Source organism: Mycobacterium sp., from assembly GCF_035570115.1.
Taxonomy (GTDB): domain Bacteria; phylum Actinomycetota; class Actinomycetes; order Mycobacteriales; family Mycobacteriaceae; genus Mycobacterium.
This window is the reverse complement of the sequence record NZ_DATMLH010000044.1, coordinates 1-2963: the sequence shown is the minus strand read 5'-3', so window position 1 is coordinate 2963 and position 2963 is coordinate 1. Positions and strand designations below refer to the sequence as shown.

Annotated in this window: 1 protein-coding gene and 1 pseudogene; both read right to left on the bottom strand. The window is 67.5% G+C overall.

The window, feature by feature from the left end; translation table 11 throughout:
- Window positions 1-264 (bottom strand): annotated as a pseudogene (locus VNW74_RS02960) (hypothetical protein); the annotation flags it as partial.
- Window positions 261-2963: ATP-binding protein (locus VNW74_RS02955; RefSeq protein WP_325675119.1), on the bottom strand; the 2703-nt coding region annotated here is incomplete at its 5' end. The gene VNW74_RS02955 and the pseudogene VNW74_RS02960, both read right to left, overlap by 4 nt.

Sequence of the window (2963 nt, the reverse complement as noted above, 5' to 3'; positions counted from 1 at the left end):
CCACTGTGCGACCGTGCTGCCGTAGCGCTGCACCACCGTCGCACAGCGGTCGGCGAGCTCGGCCATGATCTCGCGCAACCGCTCCGCACCCACCGCCGCGGCGATGTCCATCGAATGCACCACATCGGCGAACAGCACCGTAACCTGCTTGAACTCCGCATGGGTATCGTGCGCCGCGACCGGTGCACCGCACTCGTTACAGAACTTCGAGTTCGCCGGCAGCCCGATACCGCATGCAGTACATGCCAATTCGGTAGACGTCATGGCATCGCCTCGGCCCACGCGGTATGCCCCTCGAAGCCAAGCGTTTTCGCCATATCGCGGTAGCGGTCCCGGAAGTCTGCATAAGCCGCGGCATCGCCGTGAGCTCGTGCTAGCAGAGCCCGCAGCCGCAGCAGCAAGATCTCGCGCCAGGCTAAACCCTCCTCGGCTGGCGCGGTCGCTAACCGCTCGATTGCGGCGTCGGCTTCGGCCACGTCACCGTCGGTCCCGCGATCGAGCAGTGTCTCCACCAGGACTCCCGTCGCGGCAATGCCCAGCCCCAGCAGCTGTCCTTGGCGGACCAGCTGGTCGACGGCGGTGCGCATGAGCGGAATCGCCTCATCGCGATCTCCACGCCGAGCCCTCTCACGTGCCGAGTAGACCTCGACGAGGGGCAAATCGCCCCGTTGTTGTCCCTGGCGCAGGAACATCTCGCCGACCTCGGCCAGCAGCTGCTGTCCGCGACCACGCTCGGCAGTGCTGTCGCGGTGCACCAGCGCAAAGCCCAGCGTCTCCCGGGCTTGGGCCAACGCGAAATCGTGGCCGGAGCGCTCGGCAATCTGTAAGGCTTCCTCGATCTCACGCATCGCCGAATCGTCGGGCCTGAGGACGCCAGCCGTTATCCCGCCCCAGTAGACGTACGTGACGACCGAGGCGTAGGACAGGGGGTTGGTGCTGCGGGCCAGGGCGAGGCCGTGCCGCATGTCGTCGCGCCCACCCGGGCGACCCAGGAAATATCGGGCACCACCCCGCGTCGCGAAGGCGAGCGCTAACGGGGACCCGATAATGAAGTTGCCTTTTGAGGGGTCACCGTCGGCCAGGTCGATGACCCGCTGTGACCAGCGCAGTGCGTCAGACATCTCACCACTTTGAGCCTTGGCGTAGATGGCCGCGAAGGACAGCCCCACCGTCAGGGTCGGATTGTCGACCGACTCGATGAGGGCTATGGCTTCCGATGCCAGTTGCGACGCCTCGCGCACCCGTTCCTGATAGACACTTTCGATCACGAGCGCCACCATCGCGATGGCCAGGGACGCCTTGTCCCCTGCGGCGGCGCACAACTCACGCAATTCCTCAAAGCGGTCACCGGCTAGCTGCAGATGGAGTCGGTAAGCGGTCCCGCACAACATGGTGCGCGGGGCGATGCGCATGGCGGTTCGGTTGGGGTCATCGGCGGGTAGGGTGTCGGCGATCCGCTGGGCGCGCTCCCAGCTCGATCGGGCGGCGGCGATGTCGCGGTTAGTCGCCCAGGTTGCGGCCCGCATGTGCCAGCCGTAAGCGGCGTGCAAATCACCGGCGCCCTCCAGATGTTCGGCGATCAGCGCCGCGTTCTGCTCGGCCGATTCCGGCGCGCGGGCTTCGATTGTGGCGGCCAGTCGCCGGTGCAGCTCGGCGCGATCCGACTTGAGTTGTGAGTCGTAGGCCACCGTGCGGATCAGCGGATGGTGGAACACATACTGCGGTCCTCGGGTGAACCGGACCTGATCAACGAGTTCCGCCAAGACAAGATCCTCGACACTGGGGTCAATGCCCAGGGTTTCGAGCAGGCCCGGGTCGAACCGTGAGCCCATGACCGCCGCAGCACTCAAGGTGCGCTTGGCGACCGGGTCAAGGCGGTCGATGCGGGCGGCAATCGTTGCCTGTACGGTGGCGGGCACGCTGACCTCGGCAGCCCCGACCATCGACACATAGGCGCCACGGTTTCCGCGCAGCACACCACGATCGGCCAGCTCACGCACCATCTCCTCGGCGAAAAACGGGTTACCGGCAGCCCGCTCGGCGATCATGGTGGCCAACCCGCCGACCGAGGAGTCCGGCCCGAGCAGCTCGGTGACCAGTGCTGCGGTCTCCGAATCGCTCAGCGGCCCAAGGGCGATGCTCTGCGCACCGGGCATCCGGCTCAATGCGCCCCGATATTGGGGGCGGTAGCTGAGCAGCACCAGCGAGGGCGTCTGCGGGACCACCGCCACAAAGTCGGCAAGCATGGATTCGCTGACCTGATCGATCCAATGCGCGTCCTCAACTACATAGACCGCCGAGGCGTGGCGGGCCAGCGATGCGGCGTTGACCAGCGCGGTCAACCGCCGCCGCCGCGCCTCCGGATCGACCTTGGCCAACGCCACCTCAGGGTCGGCGATGCCCAACAAGTCCTCCAACAGCAGCACGTCCTCGGGCTCGGCATCGGGCACCCGGGCCCGCACCTGGGCGCGGGCGGCCGAGGCATCCAGATCACCTACGCCGAACGCTGCACGCAGCAACCGCGCCACGACGCGGAAGGGAATGTCGCTGGCGTGTGATTCGCAGAAGGCAGTGAATACCTCGACACCCTGGGCCGCGGCCATGGCGGTGACCTCACGCACCAGGCGGCTCTTGCCGATGCCCGGTGGGCCCACCACGCCGACCACCGCGCCGTGTCCGTCGGTGGCGCGGTCCAACAAGCCCTCGACCGCGGCCATCTCCCAGCGTCGGCCGACCAGATTCGACTCCGCACGCCCGCCGGCGCGATGCCCGTCGGCCATGCCCAACAGCCGACGGGCCGGCACCGGTTCCCCGGCACCCTTGATCCGAACCAACTCCAACTCACCCAGACTCGCCGCGCCCTCCACCAGTCGCGCCGTCGACGCGCTCAGCATCACCCCACCCGGCGGGGCCACCGACTCCATCCGCTGGGCCATCCCGACCTGCTCACCCACGGTGGCGTA